Origin of the sequence: Pedobacter cryoconitis (genome assembly GCF_014200595.1) — a bacterium.
Taxonomy (GTDB): Bacteria; Bacteroidota; Bacteroidia; order Sphingobacteriales; family Sphingobacteriaceae; genus Pedobacter; species Pedobacter cryoconitis_C.
The window spans coordinates 187,516-212,819 of record NZ_JACHCG010000004.1 but is presented as its reverse complement, the minus strand read 5'-3'; the positions used below and the strand labels follow the sequence as shown (position 1 = coordinate 212,819).

The 25,304-nt window shown below is 38.7% G+C and carries 25 protein-coding genes; 10 read left to right on the top strand and 15 right to left on the bottom strand.

The genetic code is table 11. The features are described 5' to 3' along the window. Positions 1–52: 52 nt before the first annotated feature. Positions 53–1,960 (bottom strand): 7TM diverse intracellular signaling domain-containing protein, encoded by a 1,908-nt coding sequence (locus HDE70_RS20675; RefSeq protein WP_183865873.1) that lies wholly within the window; start codon positions 1,958–1,960, stop codon positions 53–55. 123 nt (positions 1,961–2,083) lie between these two features. Here HDE70_RS20675 and lgt point away from each other — a divergent pair, with 123 nt between their 5' ends. Continuing rightward, positions 2,084–2,941 (top strand): prolipoprotein diacylglyceryl transferase, encoded by an 858-nt coding sequence (lgt, locus tag HDE70_RS20670; protein WP_183865872.1) that lies wholly within the window; start codon positions 2,084–2,086, stop codon positions 2,939–2,941. On the opposite strand, the gene HDE70_RS20665 is transcribed toward lgt, so the two are convergent. From HDE70_RS20665 to HDE70_RS20650, 4 genes are all read right to left on the bottom strand, one after another. Beyond that, positions 2,931–4,127: an MFS transporter gene (locus HDE70_RS20665; protein WP_183891720.1), complete on the bottom strand. Its 1,197-nt coding sequence runs from the start codon at positions 4,125–4,127 to the stop codon at positions 2,931–2,933. The genes lgt and HDE70_RS20665 overlap by 11 nt on opposite strands. A gap of 41 nt (positions 4,128–4,168) precedes the next feature. Continuing rightward, positions 4,169–4,807 (bottom strand): hypothetical protein, encoded by a 639-nt coding sequence (locus HDE70_RS20660; RefSeq protein WP_183865870.1) that lies wholly within the window; start codon positions 4,805–4,807, stop codon positions 4,169–4,171. A 19-nt stretch (positions 4,808–4,826) separates the two neighbouring features. Further along, on the bottom strand, positions 4,827–5,540 hold the full coding sequence (locus HDE70_RS20655) for a YqjF family protein (RefSeq protein ID WP_183865869.1): 714 nt from the start codon (positions 5,538–5,540) through the stop codon (positions 4,827–4,829). Positions 5,541–5,659: 119 nt separating this feature from the next. Continuing rightward, positions 5,660–6,022, bottom strand: a complete 363-nt coding sequence (locus HDE70_RS20650) for a hypothetical protein (RefSeq protein ID WP_183891719.1) — start codon at positions 6,020–6,022, stop codon at positions 5,660–5,662. Between the two features lie 126 nt (positions 6,023–6,148). On the opposite strand from HDE70_RS20650, the gene HDE70_RS20645 reads away from it, so the two are divergent. Further along, entirely contained in the window at positions 6,149–6,490 is a 342-nt protein-coding gene (locus HDE70_RS20645) for a single-stranded DNA-binding protein (RefSeq protein WP_183865867.1), read from the top strand. A 44-nt stretch (positions 6,491–6,534) separates the two neighbouring features. Here HDE70_RS20645 and HDE70_RS20640 read toward each other — a convergent pair whose 3' ends face one another. The 3 genes from HDE70_RS20640 to HDE70_RS20630 form a co-directional block, all read right to left on the bottom strand. Next, positions 6,535–8,592, bottom strand: a complete 2,058-nt coding sequence (locus tag HDE70_RS20640) for a TonB-dependent receptor (protein ID WP_183891718.1) — start codon at positions 8,590–8,592, stop codon at positions 6,535–6,537. Further along, entirely contained in the window at positions 8,593–9,909 is a 1,317-nt protein-coding gene (locus HDE70_RS20635; protein WP_183891717.1) for a PQQ-dependent sugar dehydrogenase, read from the bottom strand. Between the two features lie 223 nt (positions 9,910–10,132). Continuing rightward, the gene (locus HDE70_RS20630) at positions 10,133–11,368 is read right to left on the bottom strand and encodes an isocitrate dehydrogenase (NADP(+)) (RefSeq protein ID WP_183865864.1); all 1,236 of its coding nucleotides are present in this window, start codon (positions 11,366–11,368) and stop codon (positions 10,133–10,135) included. 129 nt (positions 11,369–11,497) lie between these two features. On the opposite strand from HDE70_RS20630, the gene HDE70_RS20625 reads away from it, so the two are divergent. Next, positions 11,498–11,923, top strand: coding sequence for a hypothetical protein (locus tag HDE70_RS20625; protein WP_183865863.1), 426 nt, complete (start codon positions 11,498–11,500; stop codon positions 11,921–11,923). Here HDE70_RS20625 and HDE70_RS20620 read toward each other — a convergent pair. Next, positions 11,915–13,756 (bottom strand): DNA polymerase III subunit gamma/tau, encoded by a 1,842-nt coding sequence (locus HDE70_RS20620; RefSeq protein WP_183891716.1) that lies wholly within the window; start codon positions 13,754–13,756, stop codon positions 11,915–11,917. The genes HDE70_RS20625 and HDE70_RS20620 overlap by 9 nt on opposite strands. 199 nt (positions 13,757–13,955) lie before the next feature. Here HDE70_RS20620 and HDE70_RS20615 point away from each other — a divergent pair, with 199 nt between their 5' ends. The 5 genes from HDE70_RS20615 to rplI all read left to right on the top strand — a co-directional run bounded on the left by HDE70_RS20615 (position 13,956) and on the right by rplI (position 18,892). Beyond that, the gene (locus HDE70_RS20615) at positions 13,956–16,427 is read left to right on the top strand and encodes a TonB-dependent receptor (RefSeq protein WP_183891715.1); all 2,472 of its coding nucleotides are present in this window, start codon (positions 13,956–13,958) and stop codon (positions 16,425–16,427) included. A gap of 57 nt (positions 16,428–16,484) precedes the next feature. Next, positions 16,485–17,735, top strand: coding sequence for an outer membrane beta-barrel protein (locus HDE70_RS20610; protein WP_183891714.1), 1,251 nt, complete (start codon positions 16,485–16,487; stop codon positions 17,733–17,735). 78 nt (positions 17,736–17,813) lie between these two features. After that, complete coding sequence (rpsF, locus tag HDE70_RS20605) at positions 17,814–18,176, top strand: 30S ribosomal protein S6 (protein ID WP_037444035.1); 363 nt, start codon at positions 17,814–17,816, stop codon at positions 18,174–18,176. Further along, on the top strand, positions 18,176–18,439 hold the full coding sequence (gene rpsR / locus HDE70_RS20600; protein WP_008244392.1) for a 30S ribosomal protein S18: 264 nt from the start codon (positions 18,176–18,178) through the stop codon (positions 18,437–18,439). Before rpsF ends, rpsR begins: the two co-directional genes overlap by 1 nt. A 9-nt stretch (positions 18,440–18,448) precedes the next feature. Beyond that, complete coding sequence (rplI, locus tag HDE70_RS20595) at positions 18,449–18,892, top strand: 50S ribosomal protein L9 (protein ID WP_068403319.1); 444 nt, start codon at positions 18,449–18,451, stop codon at positions 18,890–18,892. Between the two features lie 60 nt (positions 18,893–18,952). Here rplI and HDE70_RS20590 read toward each other — a convergent pair whose 3' ends face one another. Together HDE70_RS20590 and tal are read right to left on the bottom strand one after the other, a co-directional pair. Further along, positions 18,953–19,246 carry a hypothetical protein gene (locus tag HDE70_RS20590; protein ID WP_068403317.1) on the bottom strand — a complete coding sequence of 98 codons (294 nt, stop codon included), beginning with the start codon at positions 19,244–19,246 and terminating at the stop codon, positions 18,953–18,955. Positions 19,247–19,281: 35 nt separating this feature from the next. Then, the gene (gene tal / locus HDE70_RS20585) at positions 19,282–20,379 is read right to left on the bottom strand and encodes a transaldolase (RefSeq protein ID WP_183891713.1); all 1,098 of its coding nucleotides are present in this window, start codon (positions 20,377–20,379) and stop codon (positions 19,282–19,284) included. Between the two features lie 105 nt (positions 20,380–20,484). Here tal and mtgA point away from each other — a divergent pair, with 105 nt between their 5' ends. Continuing rightward, entirely contained in the window at positions 20,485–21,213 is a 729-nt protein-coding gene (gene mtgA, locus HDE70_RS20580; RefSeq protein ID WP_183865859.1) for a monofunctional biosynthetic peptidoglycan transglycosylase, read from the top strand. A 30-nt stretch (positions 21,214–21,243) separates the two neighbouring features. Here the strand turns inward: mtgA and HDE70_RS20575 are convergent, their stop codons facing one another. Further along, the gene (locus HDE70_RS20575; RefSeq protein WP_183865858.1) at positions 21,244–21,723 is read right to left on the bottom strand and encodes an ABC transporter ATPase; all 480 of its coding nucleotides are present in this window, start codon (positions 21,721–21,723) and stop codon (positions 21,244–21,246) included. Positions 21,724–21,774: 51 nt separating this feature from the next. Between HDE70_RS20575 and HDE70_RS20570 the strand changes: the two genes are divergently transcribed. Further along, positions 21,775–22,251: a hypothetical protein gene (locus tag HDE70_RS20570; RefSeq protein WP_183865857.1), complete on the top strand. Its 477-nt coding sequence runs from the start codon at positions 21,775–21,777 to the stop codon at positions 22,249–22,251. Here HDE70_RS20570 and HDE70_RS20565 read toward each other — a convergent pair. From HDE70_RS20565 to HDE70_RS20555, 3 genes are read right to left on the bottom strand one after another with little or no spacing between them, the layout of a single operon-like run. Then, positions 22,175–23,014, bottom strand: a complete 840-nt coding sequence (locus HDE70_RS20565; RefSeq protein WP_183891712.1) for an MBL fold metallo-hydrolase — start codon at positions 23,012–23,014, stop codon at positions 22,175–22,177. The genes HDE70_RS20570 and HDE70_RS20565 overlap by 77 nt on opposite strands. Then, a complete protein-coding gene (locus HDE70_RS20560; RefSeq protein ID WP_183865855.1) occupies positions 23,004–23,804 on the bottom strand; it encodes a (Fe-S)-binding protein in 801 nt (266 codons plus the stop codon). The genes HDE70_RS20565 and HDE70_RS20560 overlap by 11 nt, the downstream gene beginning before the upstream one ends. Before the next feature lie 27 nt (positions 23,805–23,831). Beyond that, positions 23,832–25,127, bottom strand: a complete 1,296-nt coding sequence (locus HDE70_RS20555) for a 4Fe-4S dicluster domain-containing protein (protein ID WP_183891711.1) — start codon at positions 25,125–25,127, stop codon at positions 23,832–23,834. Positions 25,128–25,304 lie beyond the last annotated feature (177 nt).

Sequence of the window (25,304 nt, the reverse complement as noted above, 5' to 3'; positions counted from 1 at the left end):
ATAAACGATACGCTCTGATACCCTTAAAGAATTAATCTGATTTTAATGGTTTTTATTCGAGTACAAGCTGGCTCCAGCCATTTTTGCTGGTCTTTTTTAACACCGTTTTTCTCTCTTCCATCAAAAGTTTGATCTTGGAACCATAAGTCCAGCAGGTGCTTTGGCGGATATTCAGTATTTCGGCAAGCTTGTGAGAGGATATTTTTCCTTTACTGGAATAGATCAGGAAAATCATGTAAAATGCTTTATTGATTGGGATACGGGTATTTTGAAAAACAGTATAAGCGGTCACTGATTCTTCGTATCCGCATTTGCTGCATCTTCTGCTAAATGCAATGTGACCGGTATAGAAATGTGTGTTTTTACATTTACGGCAGCTGTAGCCGTCTTTCCATTTGAGGTCGGATAGAAACAGGTTGCAGCTGTCTTTGTCAGGATAGATTTTACTGAATTCTTCAAAATCAACATCGGCAGACATCACCCGGTCACGGGTTACTTTTTCTACATTGGTTTGAAGTTCCTGGTTGTCTTGTTCCAGCAGAATATTCATCCTCGATATTTCTTCTGCCTGCTGTTGCAGTCTGTCATTTACTGCAAGCAGCTCTGCATTTTTAGCTTCAATGATGAGTGATTTATGAAACACTTCTTTGGTGCGTTCTTCTACTTTAGTTTCCAGTTGCTGGTTTAAGGTATCTTTCAGCTTCACGTTTTCTGCCATCTGGTGGATCATCTGACGTTGTGCTTTTTCTTCTTTGGTTTTCAGGATACGTAATTTATCGCCAATGGCAAAGGAAAGAAATACCATTTCCAGTACAAAACAGAAACTCAGACTATAATAGCTGATTACCCCGAAGTTTAACCAGGCAAATCCCAGCATAATCAGGAATTTCAGGGTAAAGCCAATAAAGAGGAAGCTATAGCCTAAAACAAAGAAACGAGCGGGTTTATAACCTTGTTTGTAAATGTAAATACCGGTATAGAAAGCGACGGCGAGGGGAATAAATTCCAGGAACTTATAGGTGAATAAGGACTGGTCTATCAATAAACTGTAAAGGAACAGCGCCGTTCGGATACCGATGATATAAAGAATAAACTTGTTTAATTTCGGGGCATTAGCCTTCACAAAGAGCAGTTCTTTGGTAAACATCAAGGCGAATATACTGGTCGCGTACAGGGCAAAGGCATAGGCAATCTGGTTCCATCCGGTAGCCGAAGACCATAAATACTGATAGGCGATACCATCTGTACTCATCTCAAAGAAACCTACACTCAGGTTGTACAGTACATAATAGAGGTATTGCCTTTGCCGCATGGCGATAAACATGATCAGGTTGTAGAAACTAAAGACCATGATCATTCCATAGAAAATACCAAAATAAAAGTATTCATCCAGTGCGTAGGAGATAAACCAGTCTACGCTTCTGAGTACGATGATCGCATCAGAAATCTGTGAGGATTTAAATTTGAAATAGTAGAGCTGCGTTTCATCATTGTCATTATTGATGTACAGTTCGAAATTTTTATGGTGAAGTTCGCGCTGATCAAAGTTAAATTGATCACCGAATTCTTTGATTTTATAGCGCCCGTCCTTTTGGGGCAAATAGGCGGTTACATGGTCTATTGTCTGGTCGAAAAATTCAAGCAGGTATCTTTTACTGGCTTTACTATTGTGTTTGATCTTAATTCTAAACCAGTAGGTTGCTTTGAGATCGGTAGTTTGCGGTGTGCTTTTTATACTTTTGATGAAATGCTGATCAAAGTCTTTGCTGCTTATTTTTTCAAAGCTGAGTGTGTTTTGAGCATCTTTGAACCACTCTATTTCACCGAAATTAAAGATATGCTGGTTAACACTATCATTTACGCTGACTGTTTTTTGTGCATGAACAGCCGGGCCAATGACAAACAGGAGGATTGTTGTGAGTAAGGTACGTAAGCTTGAGAGTGTGAACCGGTTAAACATAAATGAATAAGAAAGCCCTTGGCATCTGGTATGAAAGCAAAGATAGGATTAATTTGATTTCAAATCTGCAACGTGATTGCATATGTCTATATTTGCAGGCATTAACACAAATTTTAAAGAGATATGAGCATAGCTACCATAATATGGAACCCCGGTGATTCACTAATAGATTTAGGTTTTTTCGCTTTAAAGTATTATTCTTTGTTTTTTCTGCTTGCTTTTGTTTTTAGTTATATCGTAGTCAAAAAACAATTTATTAAATATGGGATTGATGTAGAGCTCATGGATTCTTTAACGATCTACGCTGTTTTAGGGACATTGATCGGGGCTCGTCTGGGGCATGTTTTGTTTTATGATTTTGCTTATTTTTCTCAGCATCCACTGGAAGCTGTTCTTCCGGTTACTTTTACTCCGCATTTCCGGATTACTGGTTTTCTGGGGCTGGCCAGTCATGGTGGTGGAATAGGAATTATGCTGAGCTTAATCTTATTTAGCCGGAAATTCAAAGTGAAATTGTGGTTTCTGCTGGATCAGGTAGCATTGGTTGTCCCGCTGGCGGGTACTTTTATCCGTTTGGGTAACCTGATGAATTCAGAAATTATTGGTAAGCCTGCTGATGTGAGCTGGGCTTTTGTTTTTCTCAGAGATGATAATATCCCACGCCATCCGGCACAATTATATGAAGCTATCGCCTATTTGTTAATCTTTGGCTTTGTTTATCTGATGATGAAGAAATATCCGAGAGCTTCCGGGTTTTATTTTGGAATGGTCATCTTCTTAATCTTCTGTTTCAGAATTGCGATTGAATTTATCAAGGAAGATCAGTCTGCTTTTGAGGCAGGCATGCTTTTAAATATGGGGCAGTTGCTAAGTATTCCTTTTATTTTAACGGGTATGGTTATTATGTACCTTAAAAAAGGGGAAGAAGAGCAAACACCAATGAAAGAAGAAGTAACTAAATTGAGAACTGCTAAGCAATAGCAGTTTTCAATTTAGTTCTGTTATTTAACAATGAGGTGAGTAACATACACAGTAAAAATCCGCCAAATGCTAATCCTGCACCAACGTATTGCGGAGAGGTAAAGCCATAGGCTGCAATTGGCATACCGCCTAAAAATGCACCTAAAGCATTTCCTGTATTCGCACTGGCCTGCATAGAAGAAGAGGCCAGCATTTCTGCGCCTTTTGCTGCGCCAATCATCAGCATTTGCATAGGTGCAATTACCGCGAAGGCCAGTGCTCCTGTAATAAAGGTCAACAGGATCGCCGCAATTTTAATATGGCTCAGCAAGGCAACCAGAATCAGCGTAACAATCATGGCCAATAATAAATAACTGGTTGTTTTGAGTGGTGAAAATTTGTCTGCCAGACGACCTCCAATAAAGTTACCGACTGCCATTCCCAGGCCTGCAATAACCATAATAGGGGTAATCATATTGCTGCTGAAATGTGCAACTTCTGTCATCAATGGCGCGATATAACTGATCCAGGCAAATAAACCTCCGGTACCTATCGCGGAAATTCCGATAATGATCCAGAGTTCCGGCTTTTTAAATACTTTAAGACTGTCTGAAAACTTGGTTTCTGATTGTGATGGGAGTACTGGTAACCATAATTTGATACTCGCTGCGGTAATCAGGGCAATCACAGAGACTAAAAGGAAAGAGATTCTCCAGCTTACATTATGACCAATAAATGTACCCAGGGGTACGCCGATTATATTCGCTATCGTAAGACCAGCAAACATGACCGATACTGATTTTGCTTCACTTCCGGGATCGGCTAATCTGCTGGCAACTACTGCACCGATACCAAAAAATGCACCGTGTGGCAGGCCTACTAAGAAACGTGCAGCAAGTAATAATTCGTAAGTAGGGGCAAAGCTGAATAAGATATTACCGCTGGCCACAGTAATCATGAGTCCGATCAGCACCTTTTTGGGAGGATACTTTCCAAGGACGGCAACCATAATCGGAGCTCCGATAATAACGCCTAATGCATAGATAGATATTAAGTTCCCTGCTGAGGGAATACTGATGCTGAGGGTTTTAGCTACATCTGGTAATACCCCCATCATCATGAATTCTGTCATTCCCAGGCTGATGCCGCCCAGGCAAAGTGTGATCAGACTTATTTTTGTATTGGTAATTAGCTTCAGTAATTTCATATTGGCCGCAAAGATAAGATTGTTGAGGCCAATTGTATGGTTTACAGATTTATATGATATGGATATGAAATTTCTATCAGATCTTCTATCAGCTGGTCCCAGTCTTCCAGTTCGCTAACCAGGGAAGAAACCATGTCTTTTGTCAGTGGTTCCTGGTTGAATATCCGGGTGACGGTATCCAGTGGAATTCCGCTTTCTGCATAACTTCCTTTGAAATAATCTGATGCCCATTTAATATAGGTAGCAGGTTCTGCATCCAGCGGACTTAGCAGTTCTGCTGAATGGTCGTCATTTTCGGCAGGAATCCCTGTTGTCCAGGGCTGACCGTTTAATTGCCATACCGAAAATGTAGTTCCGGCAGAGTTCACTGGTTCCCCGAAAATGAATTCATGGAACACTTCAGGAAGCTGATCGGTTAATTTGTCCTTTTCCCCTTGTTCTGCTTCGGCGAAATAACCATTAATTACGGCTCCTTCATTTCTGAATAAGACCAGTAGCTGATCACCTTCTCCATTGCGCATTTCAAAAAATTCCTCGTCTTCGCTCCATTGACTGTTATAGGAGTAATAACGGTAAGTCCAATCCTGACAAAGTATGGCATCTAATACAGCCATAGCTTTGCAGGCGGATTGTAGTTTTTTGTTGTCTGGCAACAATTGAAGGTTTGATGTATTGATCATAAATATTTAAATAGGGTTTCTAGCCCTGAATTCCTTTTTTGCCCTCTACAGAGATGTCAGAACCTTCTGCCAGCATCACTGAAACTGGTTGCTGATGGTTTAGACAGTCGAATTGCGGCCCATAAGTATGCGCAAAATCTACTGCAATTTTAAATTCTTTAACTTTATATTGTGCCCATTTAGGGTGTTTTACCTCGTATTCGTTAGTTTCTGTCTCATTACATTTGGTATAACCCCAATAATGTCCGGTAATGAATTCAGCTTCACTGTCCGGTAGAATTTCAGAGAGGGCTTTGTTGGCTTTTACGGAGAAAACCTGCCATTCATTTTTACACCTCCAGCTGTATTCTACTTCCCGCTCATCCTCAGTTTCAGACCATTTGTGGGTCATCGGCATGGTTTCGTAGTGTTCGTGATAAACGGTATTAGCGACTACAGAAAGTGCAAATTTAGGAACTATTTCCTTAATGAAGACTACGCCGCGTTTTACGGTGTCGCCCTCTGTGTACTTTACGTAGAAACGCAGGTTCACTTCTTCGAAATTAGCATGAAAAGGAACACTGAAGCCCAGTAGTTTAGTGTTTTTAAAAAGGAAACCTATTAAACTTACGTAACAGGTATCATTCCAAATGTCCAGTTCCGTACCTGCTGGCAGGTAAGGTCGTAGGATCTCTTGATCGATGGCATAATTAGCAATTGCTAATTTTCTCCATTCTGCGGTTAAAAAACTCATTAAAGGTTTGGTCTAAATTGATTGATAGACCAAAGTACTAAACCTAAATGATATTGAGGTACTAACCTGCAAATAACCTGTCATTCGAATTTCACTATTTCGATGTTATTTTCCTTTTTTTACTTAGAAGACAGGGAATGAGTGACTTGTTTAATCATTAATTGTTCCTCATTTATTTTCATATATCCATAATTATAGCAGTAAATACTTATTTCTCCATTTTGTTCCTGCAATTGATGGGTGAAAAAGTTGAAATTGAAACCAGCTCCGGAAAGTAAGTGAACTGTGGAGGTTTTAATTTCCTGCTGAATCAATTTTTCAAGAATACCAGCATTTTTTTTCAGGATACTATTGATCTTTTTGAAATCCTGATCCCGGTTTCTATTGATCTCATTGTTATAATGACACCGGCAATAGTCGTCACAAAATTTTTTATCTGCACGTCCTTTGAGCTGAGCTCCGCAGTCCTGACAATATTTCATAGGAGCAAATTAATCTGTTTTTATTAATTTATGGTTAAATATTTCTTCTTTTAAATCTCTGTTTAACCGATAATAACCGGTTAATGAACGACTAAGAGGTGTTCTTCTTCTCATATTTGATTAAATATGGATAGAGTAAGAAACAATGTGCGTTTAACTGGTTACGCGGCTACCGATCCGGTAATTGTAAGTTTTATTACAGGGAAAAAGATGGCCAGGCTAAGCATTGGGGTCCATGAGTTTTTCAAAAATGGTTTGGGAGAAGCAGTAGATCAGACGCAATGGTTTAATCTGATTTTCTGGAACCAGAAAGTAGAACTGGTGGAAAATATAGTGAAAAAAGGTATGGCTATACAGGTGGAAGGGAAATTGAGTGCGCAGACTTATACGGATAAGAATGGTGATCAGCGGTATACAACCGAAATTGTAATCCATAAGCTGGAAGTAGTTGACAAGTATGAACTATGAGGTAATTATTCCCTCCGTCTGGCGGAGCCGGAGGGAATAGTTTTTTAGAAATGAATATTTAGTCCGGCATAGAAACTTCTGGTGGCGGCAGGATTGAAGTATCGTCCTCCGGCCGCATTCAGATCATTGCCAAGGCTGTAGTTTTGATTGAGCAGGTTATCTGCTCCGGCAAAAACTTCTATCGGAGTATTTGCAATGTGCAGTTCTTTCCATCCGATTTTACTCTGTACCAGATGGTAATCTCTGGCATAGACAGTATTCGCATCAGTCAGCGGAATTCTTGACGTATAGTTGTGCTGAAGGAAAATATAAAATCCTTTTGGTAATTGGAGATCTATTGAGGTAACGATGACATTTTTGGGTACGCCAGTGAGATCTTTCCCGGAAAGGTCTACTGTGCGATCCAGGTAATGGTCGAATTTAAAACGGCTCAGGGTATAGGCGCTTTTAATGGATAACTCTCTTATTGTAGTCTTGTTATTTGGCAGAATCAGCCATGCTGAGGCAGATGCTTCCAGGCCCCATTGTTTTGTCCCGCCTGCGTTAATAAAAAACTCTGTCCCATTTTCATTTAATCTCCGTACTATGGCATTTTTCAGGTGATAATAAAAACCATTGAGATCCAGGGATATTCTGCGGTCTTCTGTCTGATACCTGATGCCTGTTTCATAATTCCATCCACTCTCTGGCTGTAAGTCAACATTGATCACATTGTCTGATGCCCTGATTTCGGCAAGTGTAGGCGGTGAATACCCACGGCTGACAGAACCGCGCAACGATAGTTCTTTATTCAGCAAGTAGGAGAGTGCCGCTCTTGGCATAAACTGCAAGTCAAAGTTCTTTGTTTTTTGAGCATCCGCAACCGGAGCTTTACGCTCATATTTGTATTGGTACAAGTTTCCGCTGACCGAGAATTCCAGCAAAAGTTTCTGAAAGATATCCACATTTAAATGTGCATAACTAAAATCAGTCATTGCTTTTAGCCGGTCTGAAGCTTGTAAATTACCTGGTATTCCGTAGTCATTATCTCTATTTTCGATGTTTGAGGCCGTTTTGGCGGCTTCTAAACCTAAATTAAATCTCCATGTTACATCTTCTGATTTCTTAAAGTATTCCACATATGTTCGAATTCCAATTGTGAATTCTTTGCGGTGCTCATAATTAGTGAGGAATGGATTCTTGAAATCTGTATAGGAAGTGAAGGCAGAAAACACCTGTTTAAACTGTGAATTTAATTGCCAGTTGTTCGTCACACCTGCATAAAAGGTTTTGCTGTAAATTCCTGCTTGCTGTTCTACCGGACTTCTGGTTTTACCAAATGCTGGTCTTGATGCTCCTGGATTTAATTCATATTCCGCAGCTGTTAATCCTCCCGGGGTTTCATATTGTAAATCACTATAAAATAATAAAGCAGTCAGATTTGATTTTGGGGTATAGTCCCATTTTTGATGCACCTGGAAGTATTTCCTTTCCATCTTACTATGGTCGCGGAAGCCATCACTTCGCTGGTAAGACTGGTTAATATTAAGGGTATAGTTTTTCCACTTTTTACCAAGATTGAGATTTTCATGGAACAAGCCAAATGAACCACCTGTAAGATTTAATGAAAGCCGGGTACTATCTGTCGTTATAGTATTGGGCGCGATTAATACAACTCCTCCCGAATTAGCTCCATAAATGCTGCTTTGAGGGCCTTTCAGGATCTGAATATTTTGTATGGCAGATAAATCCAGTGCATTCAGATAGCTATTACCGCCTGCATCAGTCAGTGGAAATTCATCAAAGTAGATCTTCACATTCCTGATGCCAAAAGGAGAACGTAATAAACTCCCCCTGATAGATAACCTGTAACTTCCCGGAGAACGTTCCTCCATGCGCACTCCTGATATAGTATTTACAGCAGTGACTAAGGAACTGTTAGGTTGCTGATCCAGCGCTTTTTTGTCTAAAATAGCAACAGCCCCTGTTGTTCTTAACAAGGGCTGTGCAGAAAAGTAAGGACGAATAACAACCTCTTCAAGTTTCTTTGCCGTATCTGGTTTAATTTGGCTAAAGCCTGTTAAAGTTAATACCAGCATTGGAAACGTAATTAATTGCTTCATCTATTTGGCTGCAACTCTCCAAACCACACCACTTACATCATCCGCAACCAATAGGGCACCATCATTAGCGACAGCTACACCAACGGGACGGCCATAAACTTCACCTTTAGCTTCATCTGCGATGAAACCAGTTAGGAAGTCTTCTAATTTTCCGGCTGGTTTCCCATTTTTAAAAGGGACAAAAGCAACTTTATAGCCTGCTAATACTGAGCGGTTCCAGGAGCCGTGCTGACCAATGAAAGCCCCGTTCTGATATTTTTCAGGAAAATTTTTAGCGGTATAAAATGCCAGCCCTAATGATGCAGTATGTGAACCAACTGCTAAATCAGGAATAAGGGCAGATTTAACCAGTTCAGGATGCTGACCTTTCAATCTCGGATCTTCATTCTGACCGTAATAAGAATATGGCCAGCCATAAAATCCACCTGGTTTAACACTCGTAATATAATCAGGTACCAGATCGTCTCCAAGACCATCACGCTCATTTACAGCAGTCCATAAGGCATTGGTCACAGGAGCCCAGGCCACGCCTACCGGATTTCTTAATCCTGCTGCGTATATTTTTTCGCCTGTCCCATCAGGGTTGACCTCCAGTATATTAGCCCGGCGTACTTCATGTTCCATTCCATTCTCGCCTGCATTACTTCCTGACCCTACGGTAATATAGATTTTAGAATGGTCTGCATTTGTAATCAGGTTTCTTGTCCAGTGATTGTTATAACCACCAGCTGGCAGTTCCACAATCTTCTTGCCTTTTGCAGTAATTTTAGTGTCACCAGTTTTATAAGGGTATACATATAAACCATCTGTGTTGGCTACGTAAAATGAATTACCAATAATCAATACACCATAAGGCTGATCAAGTCCGGATAAAAAAGTGGTCTGTAAATCAAACTTACCATCTTTATTGGTATCTCTGAACAGGAGTACCGTATTTGCACTTGAACCGCTTACTTCTGCTTTGTCTTTACCGCTCAGGGCATTGGCAATTTTCTCTTTGGTATTGCGCTCAGAATTGGAAAGCACAACCAGTATATCACCGTTAGGAGCGACATAAATATTCCTTGGGCTTTTAATATTTCCTGCAAACCTGGTTACCGTAAATCCTGCTGGTGCTACAGGTGTCTTATCTGCCGGCCAGCCTATGACCTTACTGAATTTGGTTTTGGAAGCACCGGTATCTGGTACTGGCAGGTTCAAGGCATTTGTAGTCGTATCATTAATGGTTGTATCTGTCTTTGTTGTATTCTTTTTTGTCTGTGAATTACAAGAAATCATAAAGGGTACAGTACTCAGCAGCAGAAGATATCTTTTCATTGGAATATGGTTTTTTGGTTTATATATTTTTATAATATTCAGCAGCTTGCTAAAGCTATTTTGTTAACAAGTTAATTGAAAGGATGTTTCAGGAAAAATATATAGTGCAATGTAGTTGTGAATTTAGCTATTAAAATTGTTTTAGCTATATGGTGCTTAAAAAAAAAGTCCTGCTCAATAAAGAACAGGACTTTTTAAAATAAAAATTAGACTACTTCAGTAATTAAGCTAGTTTCGATTGTAAGTTCTCATCAATCGCAGCTAAGAATTCTTCAGTATATAAGTAGTGTGTACCATGTTCTACTTTGTTACCATGGATACAAACAGCTAAATCTTTAGTCATTTTACCGCTTTCAACAGTTTCAATACAAACCTGCTCTAAAGCGTGACAGAAGTTGATTAATGGTTGATTGTTATCTAACACTCCACGGAATTCCAATCCTCTTGTCCATGCAAAGATAGAAGCAATAGGGTTTGTAGAAGTTGGTTTACCAGCCTGATGATCACGGTAGTGACGAGTCACTGTACCATGCGCTGCTTCAGCTTCCATAGTTTTTCCATCTGGAGTAACCAATACTGAAGTCATTAAGCCTAATGAACCAAATCCTTGTGCAACTGTATCAGATTGAACGTCTCCGTCATAGTTTTTACAAGCCCAAACAAAGTTACCGTTCCATTTCAAGGCAGAAGCTACCATGTCATCGATCAGACGGTGCTCATAAGTAATACCAGCTTCTTTAAATTTAGCTAAGAAGTCATTTTCATAAATCTCCTGGAAGATATCTTTGAAACGGCCATCATATTTTTTAAGAATAGTATTTTTTGTAGATAAATATAAAGGCCATTTTTTGATTAATGCCTGGTTGAAACAAGCATGTGCAAAACCACGGATACTCTCATCAGTGTTGTACATTGCTAAAGCAACACCGTCACCTTTGAAGTTATATACATCAAATGACTGAACCTCACCACCATCTTCAGGAGTGAATGTCAGGGTTAATTTACCTTTTCCTTTAGTTACTAAATCAGTAGCACGGTATTGGTCACCAAAAGCATGACGGCCGATACAGATCGGTGCAGTCCAGTTTGGCACTAAACGGGGAACATTGCTCATCACAATTGGCTCACGGAAAACAGTACCATCTAAGATATTACGGATGGTTCCGTTTGGTGATTTCCACATTTGTTTTAAATTAAATTCTTTTACGCGGTCTTCATCAGGAGTAATGGTAGCACATTTAATACCTACACCGTATTTTTTAATGGCTTCAGCTGAATCAATAGTTACCTGATCATTAGTCTCATCACGGTATTCTATACCAAGATCATAATATTTAATATCAAGATCAAGATAAGGTAAAATCAGTTTATCCTTAATGAATTTCCAGATGATACGGGTCATCTCATCACCATCTAACTCTACAACTGGCTGGTCTACTTTAATTTTTTGTACAGACATATTATGGTTTCAATTTTAACTTTATAAAAAAACAAAGATATAAATTTTGAGTTTATAGCCTCATTTTCGCGTAAATTACCAAAACAAATGAAGATTAAGTAACGTTATATTGACATAAAACATTAAGCTATGGTTACAGACGCAAATAATGCAGGTGAAGATAAAGGATCTGGAGATAAACTTCATAATTCTGACTTAGGAGAGACAAAAGATTTTAACCAATTATCTTTTGACAAAGAGAAAAATAGTTATGAGCTTGATGTAAAAGGGCCGGATAAAGATTATGATCATCCGCTTCCATACGATACTACAGCAGAGAATGGTGGAGATGAAAATTCAGATTATGATGAGGCTAATCCATATGTAGGCGACGAGTATGCGACCTGGGCAGAAAAGAGAAAAGCTGAACTTGATAACCAGGGTATGCACATTGACCACGGAAATATTGTAGAAGTCAATGCGGAAGATGAATTTTTAGCCAGAACACCAGAAGATGAACGTACAGATCTGGATGAAGAAGGGTATCCGAAAAATGATGAGCCTAAATTAAGGTAACAGATCCAGGTTCAGGCGTTTACGCATGTCTTCCAGTTTAGGATTCTTTTCTAAAAGGTAATGGTATTTTTCAATGCTGGTGTACAATCGGTTTTCAATCTTATTTTCTACCCTTTTAGTAACGATTCCTACACTGTAATTCTTTAACCTGGTTCTCAGGAAATTCAGAAATTCTACCAGCTCATTCTGAAGAATACTTTCTTGCGCAAGGTTAGTAATACATACTGTAATTTGCTCAGGGCTGGTCAGTTCCGGATCATTTGTAGTCAGGATTGTATAGAAATTGATTTTATTTTCTTCCTTAATCTTTTGTATATACTCTTTCCAGAGTACCATCAATTCCTCATGGGTAAATGGTTCCTTCTCTTCACCGAATACAAATTTTGGTTCATCGCTCACTATGCCGCCTTCTGCATTAGTTAATGCGGTAAGGGATGGAATCAGTGTTCCTCCGGCCATATTTCCTAATGGATTCGGCTTTAGCGCAATCTTATTGACAGAATTCAGATTAGGAGTTACTGACGCTCGGCTGGCCTCAGCTGGTGCGGCCTGTGGTATTGATGGAATAGCCTTAGCGGGCGTTTCTACAGGTTTGCTGTTAATTCCTGCGGGAGGTGGCAGAGGCTCAGGCCTTTCCACATTCACTACAGGTACAGTTTTTACATCAGTTTTTTTTTTAGTCTGATCTGTGTCAGTTGCTGTTGTAGATGCTGTATAAGGTAGTTGTGCGAGTTGCAGGACTGACGGAATATGACACATCTTGATGAGTGCCAGTTCAACTTGTAGTCGCTGATTCTTGCTGTTTTTATACGTAAGATCACACTGGTTAGCTAAATTAAGCGCCGTAAGAATAAACGATACCTGTATTTGCTGACTTTGTGAGATATATTTCTGTTTTATATTTTCGCTGACCTCCAGTAGTTTTACTGTTTGCGGATCTTTGCTGACCAATAAATTCCGCAAATGGCTTGCAAGTCCATTGATGAAATTGTTTCCATCAAAACCATTGTTCAGAATTTCATCAAATAAGACCAGTGCTAAACTTACATCTGCATTATTGAGATATTGCGTTAACTTGAAATAGTAATCATAATCCAGAATATTCAGGTTATCGATTACAGCTTTATAAGTCAGGTTCTTATTGGTATAGCTTACAATCTGATCAAACATAGATAGCGCATCCCGTAAACCACCATCTGCTTTTTGGGCAATAATATGCAGCCCGTCTGCTTCTACAGTAATTTGTTCACGGATAGCAATCTTATTCAGATGACTGGAAATGTCATCTACCTGGATCCTGTTGAAGTCAAAAATCTGACAACGCGAAAGGATAGTTGGCAAGATTTTATGCTTTTCTGTTGTTGCCAGTATAAATATTGCATAAGAAGGTGGCTCTTCCAATGTTTTCAAAAATGCATTAAATGCATTTGCAGAAAGCATATGGACCTCATCGATAATATAAATTTTGTATTTACCAGCTTGTGGCGGGATACGGACCTGTTCGATCAGACTACGTATATCGTCTACTGAGTTATTAGATGCGGCATCCAGTTCATGGAAGTTGAAAGAATGACCAGTTTGAAATGAAACACATGATTCGCAGGTTCCGCAGGCTTCAACTTCACTTGTTAAATTAGTACAGTTAATTGTTTTTGCAAGAATCCTTGCACAAGTTGTTTTACCTACCCCTCTTGGTCCGCAGAAAAGGAATGCCTGGGCCAGCTGATTATTTTTAATCGCATTTTTTAAAGTTCCGGTAATGTGATTTTGCCCTACAACGGTTTCAAACGTTGCTGGACGATACTTACGGGCCGAGACAATAAAATTTTCCATTTCACTGCGAAATTATAAAATTTTTATGGAGCAGAAGGGATTTTGAGCAAAATAAAATGAACCCGACATGATTATAGCCGTTATCAGAAGCTTTAGTGAGAATTGGCTTCTTTGTGTTTTATTTTTAGAAATACATAATTATTAAAATTAGTTAAATCTAATTTATTAGATTTGTCAAAACTAAAAATACATTGTGATTATGTTAAAATTAATATTTAAACGATTGATGCTCATTTTGTTTCTGCTATTTTCTGTCCGGGGGATGGCACAGGACATAGAAATTTCCGGTGTGATTAAAGATGTCAATAGCAATGAAGCTATCGGGGGAAGTACTATAAAACTTAAAAACTCTAAAAGATCTGCTATTGCTGATCAACAGGGGAAATTCAAATTAGCTGTTCCTCAGCAAATGAATAGTGGAAAACTTTTAATCTCTTACCTGGGGTACAGACCTGACTCAATATCAATTGATACCAGCAAAAAGTATTATGAAATATTATTGGATACGAAGTCGGATGCACTGAATGAGGTTGTTGTAACAGGCGTTTCCAGGGCAACACTTACTAAAGAAAATCCGGTTCCTATTGTATCAGTTTCCAAAAAGAAGATAGAACAATCTTCAGAAAGTAACATTATAGATGTACTGGTGCGAAATGTTCCGGGACTTAATGCAGTGAAAACGGGGCCTAATATTTCAAAACCTTTTATCAGGGGGCTAGGCTATAACAGGGTATTGACATTATATGATGGAATTCGTCAGGAAGGTCAGCAATGGGGAGATGAGCATGGTATTGAGGTCGATGCCTATAACATTGAACGTTCTGAAGTCATCAAAGGGCCTGCGAGTTTAATGTATGGTAGTGATGCACTTGCCGGTGTGGTCAGCCTGATGTCCTCTATGCCGGGAATCGATGATGGCCTTTTGCATGGTAAGGTCTTATCTGAATACCAGAGTAATAATGGTTTGATTGGAAATGGGATAGGATTATTCTATTCTAAAAATCATTGGTCTTTCGCATTACGGGGTTCTTATCGCATCGCTAAAAATTATAGTAACGCGATTGATGGAAGGGTTTATAACACAGGATTCAGAGAAACAAATGCATCTGGTACCGTTCGTTATCAGACAAGTAAAGGTAATTCCACACTTAACCTCACCCTTTATGATAATATTCAGGGTATCCCTGATGGCAGCCGTGATTCATTGACCAGGAAATTTACACATCAAATCTATGAAGGAGAACTAGATGATATTAAGAACCGGCCCATTGTTTCTGATGCGCTGTTAAATTCTTATGAATTGAGCCCTTTGCACCAGCATATTCAACATTACCGTATTTATAACAATAATCATTATAAGGTTGGTGAAGGGGATGTTGATGTGATGTTAGCTTTTCAGCAAAATGTTCGCAGGGAATATAATCACCCGACTATGCCGGATCAGGCGGGAATGTTTGTCAGGTTAAATACCTTAAATTACGGCGTAAAATACAATGCGCCTAAAATATTAAATACTGAATTTACTTTTGGTATAAATGGAATGTACCAGAACAATTTAAATAAGAATGCAACGGACTTTCCGATTCCGGATTATAGCTTGTTTGATGCAGGAGCTTATCTGTTTGCCAAATGGAAATATGAAAAATGGACAATCGGAGGGGGTATCCGGTCTGATCTGCGTTATTTAAAGGCAAATGATTTTTATACTTCAACAAATGCACAGACAGGCTTTGGTCAGCACGTTTCGCCTGCTGAAGATCCAAAGGCAAATTTGCAATTCCCTTCTTTTAATAAATCTTTCGGGGGGATCTCTTTAAGTTTAGGAACTACTTATCAATTAAATGATCAGGTTAGTTTAAAAGCTAATATTGCCAGAGGGTATCGTGCACCAAGTATCACGGAATTTGCTTCCAATGGGTTAGATCCTGGTGCACATATTATTTATTTAGGAAACCGAGATTTCAAACCAGAGTTTTCTTTACAGGAAGACATTGGTGCAGATATCACACTGAAAGACTTATCCATGTCATTTAGTGTTTTCAACAATAATATTCAGAATTATATTTATTTAAGCCAGCTGCTTGATGCAGGAGGGAACCCGATTATCAGCGCGCAGGGAGATAAAACTTATCAATATCAGCAGTCGTCCGCGCAGCTTTACGGATTTGAAACTACATTTAATCTTCATCCGGAAGCATGGAAAGGCTTTTCATTTGATAATTCATTTTCTATGATTTATGGATTTAATAGAAAAGCGATATTTAAAGATAAGAAAACAGGAGGGGAGTATTTACCACTTATTCCGCCTGTTCGGCTATTGAGCAGCGTTAGCCAGGACATCAAACTTAATTCCAAACTGGTTTCAATAATGAATTTCAGAGCAGAAGGTGAGTATAATGGAGCGCAGAATCGCTATTTAGCATTGAATGATACAGAAACTGCTACTTCATCTTATTTACTTTTTAATGTAGCTGCCGGAGCAACAATTAATTATTCAAAAAAATATCCGCTGCAAGTGCAGGTACAGGTCAGCAATTTATTGAATGAGACCTATCAATCTAATTTGAGCAGACTTAAATATTTTGAATATTATGAGCATTCACCGAATGGATACAGAGGTATACAAGGAATGGGAAGAAGTATTGGCTTAAAGATAATTTGTTCGTTTTAATGTTAAATATAGTTAACTTTGAGATTTTTATTATTAATTCAATATTTAACCCAATTCATGAAGCGCTTTCTATTAGGTCTTTTATTAGGCACATCTGCTATATGCTCTGCTCAATCTAATTTTCAAAAAGGATATGTTGTTAACAATTTAAAGGACACCCTAAAAGGGTATGTTGATTATAAAGAATGGAGAAAAAATCCTTCTTCAGTTACTTTTAAAGCCAGTCTGGATACAGATGCTCAAATTTTTACTGTTAATAATGCTGCCGCGTGGGCTGTTGAAGGTTTTGAGGCTTACAGGAAGTTTGAGGTCGATATAAGTATGAGTAAGACCAGTATTGATCAGTTATCTGTCGGTATTGATAACTCAAAAATAAGGAGTGCCGTGTTTTTACAAATTTTGCAAAGCGGTAAAAATGTAACGCTGTATTCTTATACTGATGGAATTAAACAAAGGCTTTATATACAGGGTAATGATGATCCGGTACCCTACGAACTGAGTTATCAGCAATACATGAAATCGGGTGAGGAAAGTATTCTGATCAAAGGAACGGGATATATCAGACAGTTATCGTTGATTATGAATAAATTAAATGCCGGTACAGCTGATGAGCGCAGACGTCTTGCATCTTTACCTTACAGGGAATCAGATATAATGAGGGTTGTTGCGCTTATTAATGAACAGCAATTGGTTAAATCTAAAGGATTTGGAGTAAGGTTTTTTGCCGGGTCGGGTTTAAACATAATTAAAGCAAAATATAAAGGTGATATCGCTTTTGCCCAGCGGGGTGCTGTAATTAAAACTTCCTATAGTCCTTTATTGACATTTGGAATTGATATGTTAGCTAATCCGGCTATTGGCAAATTGATTTACAGAGTGGAGACGTCTTTGCTGATGAGTAAAAATGAAGCTTTTATAAATACCTATCGATATGCCGGATCAAATTCAAAACATACTTTTGATCAGGTAACTATTGCTTTGAGTCCACAGGTTATATACAATATATATAATGCCAGTAATTTGAAACTATTTGCAGGCGGAGGGATAGGAATTAACGTTTCCAGTTATACCAATAACAGAACAAGCGAGTATAATTCTTTAACAAACATAACTACAACAACAGATAACGCGCTGGAGATGGAAAAACTTAATTTTTCATTGCCTTTCACAGCAGGTGTAGTTTTTAATAAGCGAATAGAATTGTCTGCGGGTTATGCTTTTTCTTCTCCGGTTACGAATTACAGTAATTTCAGTATTAATATGCAACGCTACCGGATTGGTGTTAATTACCTGTTTGGCAAGCTTTAAATGTTTTGAATTGTAGAAAATTATTCCTAAGTTTGCATCCCTGTTTAACGCAGGATTTAACATAAAATAATCATAACAATGAATCAGTACGAAACTGTTATCGTTCTAACCCCGTTGTTGTCAGAAGAAGTTGCGAAAGAAGCATTAGCGAAATTCAGCAAAATCATCACTGACAGCGGTGCCGAAATTGTTCAAGAGGACAATTGGGGTTTGAGAAAATTAGCGTATCCGATTGAAAAAAAAGCAAGCGGATTTTTCCACCTTACAGAATACAAATCTTCAGGTGAATTAATTAACAAATTGGAATTAGAACTAAAACGCGATGAGCGTGTTCTTCGTTTCCTTACCATTAGATTAGACCGTCACGCGGTTGCTTATAATGAGAAGAAACGCAGTGGTGCTTTTAACAAAAAACCTAAGAAAGAGGAGGCTGCAGCATAATGGCTAAAGATCAGATACAATATGTTACCGCTCCAAAAGTGGACGATAACAGAAAAAAATATTGCCGTTTCAAAAAGAATGGTATTAAATATATTGATTATAAAGACGCAAACTTTTTGTTAAAATTCATCAATGATCAAGGTAAAATTTTACCTCGCCGCTTAACCGGTACTTCATTGAAATTTCAACGTAAAGTGGCTCAAGCGGTTAAACGTTCTCGCCACATTGGTTTGTTACCTTTCGTTGCTGACCAATTAAAATAAGAGCTGAACATGGAAATTATATTAAAACAGGACATCAAATCTCTTGGAGAGAAAGATGATATTGTAAACGTAAAGCCAGGTTACGGACGTAACTACCTTATCCCACAAGGATTCGGTGCTTTAGCTACTCCATCTGCTAAAAAAGTATTAGCAGAGAACTTAAAACAAGCAGCGTTTAAACAAGATAAAATTAAGAAAGATGCTGAAGGTATCGCAACTCGTTTAGCTGATGTTAAATTGAGTATCGGTGCTAAAGCTGGTGAAACTGGTAAAATCTTTGGTGCAGTAAACACTATTATGATTGCTGATGCATTAAAACAACAAGGTTTTGATGTTGACCGTCGCCGTATCACTTTCGAAACTGAACCTAAATTTGTTGGTGAATATATCGCTAACTTAAACTTACACAAAGAAGTAAAAGTTAAAGTTCCTTTCGCAGTTGTAGCTGAGTAATCTCATCTTAACGAATATAAAAAAAAGCGTTCCGATTATCGGAACGCTTTTTTTTATGCTTTAAACTCTTCTTCTTTTAGATCTGTTTTCATCAATTACTTTCCGGATTTCTTTAATATCTTTTTTAGAGAAACCGTGAATTTCTACTTTATTGCCATTCACAAACAAGCGTAAAGTCGCAAACCCAATCATTGGGGAGTCAACCTCAATCGAAGTAATATCTTCGTAATTCAGGTATTTAGAGTCTCCGCTAAACAAGCCTGGAACCTTTATTTCAATACTGTTTTCTTCTAAATAAATTTCTGCCGGAAAAACCTTGTTTCCCTCTGAGAGCCTTGATGCTGTAAACTTCATTTTTTATGATCTGAATGTAAGCGCAAATCTAGTTATTAAGCTAATTGTTTTTGCTTTTCAATTGCATTTAATAATTTCTCATAAGGCGCATTGAATTTTTCTATCCCTTCATCTTCCAGTTGCTGGGTAAGTTTGGCGAGATCAATATCTTCATGACGTAATTGTGCCAATATAGCAGATGCGCCATCAATATCAATTCCAAGGCGGCTTTCCGGATCACCGTGATCGCGGTAAGCTTCCAGTGTTTCCATAGGAATGGTATCTACTGTATCGGGGCCAATCAGTGCTTCTACATATTTAGTATCCTTAAAAGCAGGGTTTTTACTACTTGTACTTGCCCAAAGCAAACGCTGAGGTTTCGCACCGAGAGCAGCTAGTTTTTCCCATCTTTCTCCACTGAAAACCTGTTGGTAAATCTCATATGCTTTTTTTGCCGAAGCAATTGCAACTTCACCTTTTAACTCGCCCAGATGTTTTTCTTCCAGGATAGGATCGACCAGCACATCTATCCGGCTTAAAAAGAAGCTGGCTACTGATGCAATATCTTTAATACTCTCGTTTCTTGCTGCACGTTCTTCCAATCCTTCCAGGTAGGCGTCTGTTACCTGTTTGTAGCGTTCCAGACCAAATAATAAGGTTACATTGATGTTTAGCCCTTCAGAGATAGTCTTCTTGATTGCAGCTAATCCTGGCTGTGTACCAGGAATCTTGATCATTACATTTTTACGGTTTACTTCCTTCCAAAGTTGTAAGGCTTGTTTAATTGTACCTTCAGTATCGAGGGCCAAAAGTGGAGAAACCTCCAGGCTCGCATATCCATCCGCACCTTTTACTTCTTCATTATATACCGGAAGTAATAAATCTGCTGCCTGCTGGATGTCTTTAATTGCAAGACGGTAAAAAATATCTTCGTTACTTATTTTCTCTTTTGATAGTTCAGCGATATCAGCATCATAATCAGCACTGCTGCTAATCGCTTTCTCAAATATGGCCGGGTTAGAAGTTAACCCTCTTACGCCGTCAATTTCAATCAGTTCTTTTAATTTACCAGATTTAATGATGTCACGATCAATAAAGTCCAGCCAGATACTTTGACCATAATCGTGTATTTTTTTTACTTTATTCGCTTCCATATTCTATTGTTTTAATCAAAAAACAAGTAAATAGTCCGAATGTTTATACTGCTTTAAATATATGCACTGACATGACAAATCTCTATTTTTATTTACCTTTGGGCGATGGCTGTAAAACGTGGCAAAAACACTAAAAAAAGAAAATTCGACTTCAGGAATTTACCAATATTAATAGGGAAATGTATTTTATGGTTTTTCCTGAGTACGATCCTCTGGGTTTTGGCTTACCGGTTTATTAACCCGCCTTTTACGTCCTTAATGATCTTGCGTAATATTGAACGTAAATCTGATGGGAAGACTTTTAAAACAGAGAAAGACTGGGTAAAACTCAGTGAAATGTCAGACCAGATCAAACGTGCAGCTATTGCTGGTGAAGACCAGAAGTTTGTTCACCACTGGGGTTTCGATATGAAAGCTATTGGCAGGGCATACAGCGCTAATAAAGGAGATAGCACCAAAGTTAAAGGTGGAAGTACGATCTCGCAGCAAACTGCTAAGAATGTGTTTTTATGGCCCGGAAGATCCTGGGTACGTAAAGGTTTTGAAGCTTACTTTACGGTGCTGATTGAGATGATGTGGAGCAAACAGCGGATATTGGAAGTTTACCTGAATGTGATTGAGATGGGCGATGGTATTTATGGTGCAGAAGCTGCTTCACAAAGTTATTATGGGAAATCATGCAGAAATCTGAACAGATCAGAAGCAGCATTAATTGTCGCCTGTTTCCCTAATCCGTTACGCTGGACTCCTGTGCATCCCACCCTTTATATCAGGCACAGGCAATATCTGATTATGAAAAATATAAGAAACCTTGGGCCAATAAAATTTAAGTAAGCCCATTGCAGGTTTTAAGGTATTCGCGGGTTAAAGTAAATCCGCGAATACTTTATTATGCCAGCTATCCCTGAAAGGAACTTCCCATTTCGTCTGGAAATCTTCCAAAGTCTGAACCATATTGTTAAATACAATAGAATCCTGTGTAATGTTCTTAATACTGATCAGTGTTTCGAAATCTTCCTTATTGACAACAATTACTTTTCCGTCAACTTTGTAAGCCATATTAAAGCGATTAAATAAATCGGCTCCATATTCGGTTTCAATTCCCTTAACTATGCGTACTGAGGCATCAATAGAACACCCTGTAGCACCAGCGGTAGCTTCGTCTACTGTGAAAATAATGAAATAATTGTACCTGATTTCTGCTTTTGCCTGTAACTGATGGCCATGGGCTTTCCATTGTGCAGTAAAACCGTCCAATTGTTGTTGAATTGCACTAACCTCCTGGTCACTGAATTCACGATCGCTCTGATAGATCCAAACTTTTGATTGTGGAGAAAAACTCATATCACAAATTTAACATTTTATTTAAATTGATTTACCCAAATAGCAATTGAGATGAAAAAGTTTACAATCTCCTTAAAAATTAGTGTCTATTCGCTGTTATGCGCTGTTTTTCTCTCCTTTTCATCCTATGGCCCAACAGAAGAAGAAGCTATATATGTACAGCAAAAACTAGAAGATCATTACAATAAAGAAGCTAAAGGAGGGAGTATAAAGAAATACGAACTACGGATTACTAACAGTGGGTTCTGTCGTTATAAATGTTTTTTTAACAATGGAAAGATAGAATATTTCTCTTTTAACTTTTTAAAATACAAGGATTTGGATTATGCAGGGACAGCACAATCCGGGAATTTAATTTTACGTACCAAAGGGGATGACGTTATTGTGCAGACCTATAATGATACAAAAGGTAATGACATTGATAGTATGGCCACGTTTATGGCCATACCACTTAAGAATATAGAACCAGAGGAGCTGAATCAGTTAATGGAGAAATTCCGGCAGATGAGCCTGAAGGTCCGCCAATAGTAAATACCGGGGTTTCCATATCACGCGGTGCAACAACGATCATCGTATCCTGCGCATGTTCTTTAAACAGATTTTCTACTAAATCCGGGTTGTTATTATCTTTTGATAAATGTGAAAGCAATAAATGCGTCAGCTTAGCCGGGCGGCATGTTGTAAACAGTTCTAAGGCTTGTTTATTGCTCAGGTGACCAAAACCATCACTAATCCTTTTTTTGAGGTAATAAGGGTAATTACCATTGTGTAAAAGATCTTCATCATAATTCGCTTCCAGAAAAGCTGCATCACATTGCTTGAAATGCAGGGTAAGCTGTTCACAAACTGCACCAAGATCAGTAAACACGCCAACTTTGATCTCTCCACATGAAACCATGAAACTATGCGGCTCTGCTGCATCATGAATTTTAGGGAAACAAGTGATTTGCAACGACCCGATCTGGATTACCTGGTGACTAAAGAATGAATTGATTAAATCTTCTGGTAATTCCAGCTTGCTGTTACCAATTGTTCCCGGAGTGATATAAACCGGGATACGGTATTTCTTCGCCATGACAGTTAAACCGCGGATGTGGTCACCATGTTCGTGCGAAATGAAAATAGCTTTCACCTTGCCCATAGATAAACCCAGACGCAGCATCCGTTTTTCAGTTTCCCGGCAGGATATTCCAGCGTCAATCAGCACGGCCTCCTTTGCATTACCTACGTAATAACAATTGCCGTTACTGCCTGAATTTATTGACGTAATAAAAAGGGGATTACAACCCATTTGCGCGTACTGTAATTTCTGCAATATCCAATACCTGGACATTTTGATTCTGATCTTTCATTTTAACACCGTCACTAAGCATGGTCATACAGAAAGGACAACCTGCTGCAATAATACTTGGATTAGTTTCCAGTGCTTCTTCGATTCTTTCTATATTGATGTCTTTGTTCCCTTTTTCTGGTTCTTTGAACATCTGGGCGCCACCTGCACCACAACAAAGGCCATTAGACTTACAACGTTTCATTTCCACTAATTGTGCATCTAAAACTTCTAAAGCTTTTCTTGGGGCTTCATATATACCATTACCACGGCCTAAATAACAAGGATCATGATAGGTGATTTTTTTACCTTTAAAGCTTTCGCCTCCTTCAGCTTTCAGCTTGCCATCGTTAATCAGATCCTGAATTAATTGGGTATGGTGAATAACCTCATAATTACCACCTAAACCCGGATATTCATTTTTAATCGTATTAAAGCAATGCGGGCAGCCTGTTACAATTTTTTTAATATTGTAACCATTCAATACCTCGATATTGGTCATGGCCTGCATTTGGAACAGGAATTCATTTCCAGCACGTTTAGCAGGATCACCTGTACAGCTTTCTTCCGTTCCCAATACGGCATATTTAATGCCTACATGGTGAAGGATTTTGCAAATATCCCGTGTTGTTTTTTGTGCGCGTTCATCATAACTGCCTGCACAACCTACCCAGAATAAAATTTCAGGTTCTTCGCCCCTGGCAATCATTTCTGCCATAGTAGGCACTTCTATATTTAGTTTCTCGCTCATTATTCAGCTTGAGTAATAGATTAAAATTTAACTTTCTTTTGCCCAGTTCAAACGGTCTGCCGGAGAATATTTCCATGGCGCACCATTATTTTCAATATTTCCAAGCATCGCATTGATACTTGCAGGAGCCTGAGACTCTTCCATTACCGCATACCTTCTGAGGTCTGTAATAATTGCCAGCGGATCTATATTGATAGGACAGGCCTCTACACAAGCATTACAGCTTGTACATGCCCATAGTTCTTCTCTGGTGATATAATCATCAATTAATGATTTTCCATCTTCAAAACCAGCGCCTGTTTTATCAATATTTTTACCCACTTCTTCCATGCGGTCACGGGTATCCATCATGATCTTACGTGGAGAAAGGAGTTTGCCTGTAATGTTGGCAGGACATACTGAAGTACAACGTCCGCATTCGGTACAGGTGTAAGCATTCATCAGGTTTACCCATGACAGGTCATTCACATCCTTTGCACCGAAACGACCTGCTTCAGCCTCAGGGGGAGTGAAGGACGGATCCAGCATAGCTTTAACCTCATTGGTTACGCTTTGCATATTTGTAAATTCACCCTTTGGCTCCAGGTTAGAGAAATATGTATTTGGAAAGGCAAACAGGATATGGAAATGTTTGGAATAAGGTAAATAGTTCAGGAAGGCAAGGATACCGATAATGTGGAACCACCAGCAGCCTCTTTCTATAGCGATCAGGCTGCTTTCGCTGCCTGGCAATAAGCTTTGGAGAAACTGACTTACAGGGAAAGCGCCTGCTGTGATATAATGATGTGCGCCTAAAGCCTGCAATTTAGCATCTGCTGCATTCATCAGCAGAAATGCGGTCATTAACAGGATTTCTGTGATCAGGATATAATTGGCATCAGATTTTGGCCAGCCTTTCAATTCGGGGCTGTTTAATCTTTTCAGTTTTAAAATATTTCTTCTGATCAGGAAAATTGCACAGCCAACCCATACTCCTAAAGCGAGAATCTCAAATGATCCTATCAAAAAGTTATACAAGCTGCCCAGCCCGCCAAATACGCGGTGAGTGCCAAACATGCCGTCAATCATAATTTCGAGCACTTCGATATTGATAATCACAAAACCAATGTACACGACAAAATGCAGGGCAGCAGGAATTGGACGTACCACCATCTTGCTTTGCCCAAGGGCAACCCTGATCATGGTCATCAATCTTTTTTGAGGTTGGTCAGTACGGTCTGCCGCTTTACCAATTCTGATGTTACGGATGACCTTTTTCAGGTTGAAGCTGAATAAGGCGATAGCCGCTAAAGTGATTGCTATAAATAGAATTTGTGAAATCATTATTTGGTTAATCTTTTACAGTCATGCTAAGTTAAAATAATTAGCAGACAAAAAATACTATGCTTGCATAATTATTTCAAATTTAGAGCCTTTTTAAATAATTCTGAGGGGTTTTTAAATTATTTTCAGAAAAAGTTTTGCAATTCGAAAAAAGAAACTACATTTGCACTCCCAACC

Coding starts and splice junctions, on each gene's coding strand:
- HDE70_RS20675 (WP_183865873.1), bottom strand. CDS start 1,960: ATGTTTAACCGGTTCACACTCTCAAGCTTACGTACCTTACTCACAACA.
- lgt (WP_183865872.1), top strand. CDS start 2,084: ATGAGCATAGCTACCATAATATGGAACCCCGGTGATTCACTAATAGAT.
- HDE70_RS20665 (WP_183891720.1), bottom strand. CDS start 4,127: ATGAAATTACTGAAGCTAATTACCAATACAAAAATAAGTCTGATCACA.
- HDE70_RS20660 (WP_183865870.1), bottom strand. CDS start 4,807: ATGATCAATACATCAAACCTTCAATTGTTGCCAGACAACAAAAAACTA.
- HDE70_RS20655 (WP_183865869.1), bottom strand. CDS start 5,540: ATGAGTTTTTTAACCGCAGAATGGAGAAAATTAGCAATTGCTAATTAT.
- HDE70_RS20650 (WP_183891719.1), bottom strand. CDS start 6,022: ATGAAATATTGTCAGGACTGCGGAGCTCAGCTCAAAGGACGTGCAGAT.
- HDE70_RS20645 (WP_183865867.1), top strand. CDS start 6,149: ATGGATAGAGTAAGAAACAATGTGCGTTTAACTGGTTACGCGGCTACC.
- HDE70_RS20640 (WP_183891718.1), bottom strand. CDS start 8,592: ATGAAGCAATTAATTACGTTTCCAATGCTGGTATTAACTTTAACAGGC.
- HDE70_RS20635 (WP_183891717.1), bottom strand. CDS start 9,909: ATGAAAAGATATCTTCTGCTGCTGAGTACTGTACCCTTTATGATTTCT.
- HDE70_RS20630 (WP_183865864.1), bottom strand. CDS start 11,368: ATGTCTGTACAAAAAATTAAAGTAGACCAGCCAGTTGTAGAGTTAGAT.
- HDE70_RS20625 (WP_183865863.1), top strand. CDS start 11,498: ATGGTTACAGACGCAAATAATGCAGGTGAAGATAAAGGATCTGGAGAT.
- HDE70_RS20620 (WP_183891716.1), bottom strand. CDS start 13,756: ATGGAAAATTTTATTGTCTCGGCCCGTAAGTATCGTCCAGCAACGTTT.
- HDE70_RS20615 (WP_183891715.1), top strand. CDS start 13,956: ATGTTAAAATTAATATTTAAACGATTGATGCTCATTTTGTTTCTGCTA.
- HDE70_RS20610 (WP_183891714.1), top strand. CDS start 16,485: ATGAAGCGCTTTCTATTAGGTCTTTTATTAGGCACATCTGCTATATGC.
- rpsF (WP_037444035.1), top strand. CDS start 17,814: ATGAATCAGTACGAAACTGTTATCGTTCTAACCCCGTTGTTGTCAGAA.
- rpsR (WP_008244392.1), top strand. CDS start 18,176: ATGGCTAAAGATCAGATACAATATGTTACCGCTCCAAAAGTGGACGAT.
- rplI (WP_068403319.1), top strand. CDS start 18,449: ATGGAAATTATATTAAAACAGGACATCAAATCTCTTGGAGAGAAAGAT.
- HDE70_RS20590 (WP_068403317.1), bottom strand. CDS start 19,246: ATGAAGTTTACAGCATCAAGGCTCTCAGAGGGAAACAAGGTTTTTCCG.
- tal (WP_183891713.1), bottom strand. CDS start 20,379: ATGGAAGCGAATAAAGTAAAAAAAATACACGATTATGGTCAAAGTATC.
- mtgA (WP_183865859.1), top strand. CDS start 20,485: ATGGCTGTAAAACGTGGCAAAAACACTAAAAAAAGAAAATTCGACTTC.
- HDE70_RS20575 (WP_183865858.1), bottom strand. CDS start 21,723: ATGAGTTTTTCTCCACAATCAAAAGTTTGGATCTATCAGAGCGATCGT.
- HDE70_RS20570 (WP_183865857.1), top strand. CDS start 21,775: ATGAAAAAGTTTACAATCTCCTTAAAAATTAGTGTCTATTCGCTGTTA.
- HDE70_RS20565 (WP_183891712.1), bottom strand. CDS start 23,014: ATGGGTTGTAATCCCCTTTTTATTACGTCAATAAATTCAGGCAGTAAC.
- HDE70_RS20560 (WP_183865855.1), bottom strand. CDS start 23,804: ATGAGCGAGAAACTAAATATAGAAGTGCCTACTATGGCAGAAATGATT.
- HDE70_RS20555 (WP_183891711.1), bottom strand. CDS start 25,127: ATGATTTCACAAATTCTATTTATAGCAATCACTTTAGCGGCTATCGCC.